The organism is Dellaglioa sp. CoH-57-MRSF-17 (assembly GCF_056782015.1).
Window position 1 is genome coordinate 1 of sequence record NZ_JBXAXY010000166.1, and the last position, 250, is coordinate 250.

Below are 250 nucleotides of genomic sequence, written 5' to 3' on the forward strand. Positions count from 1 at the left end.
GTAGTAGTTCGCGTCGTGCACGGTACGGTTGAAGATCATGCGCCAATCCCAGTCCGTACCTTCGAGACCCAACCATTCGCGCCACTGAGGCAGCGCATCGTAGTAGGCCTCCATGATCTCGCGGCCGGCCCGAACCCCGATCTCCGATGCAAACCCCTGAATCGGAGCGTTCGAACCGCGACGCACCTGCTGCGCCACGATCTGCTGATCCTGAGTCATGGCCGCAGGCAGGAATCGACGACGTGCCGAT

General features: G+C 61.6%; 1 protein-coding gene. It reads right to left on the reverse strand.

The features are described from left to right. Positions 1-250: hypothetical protein (locus tag AC1RPJ_RS08275; protein WP_481762929.1), on the reverse strand; the 250-nt coding region annotated here is incomplete at both ends.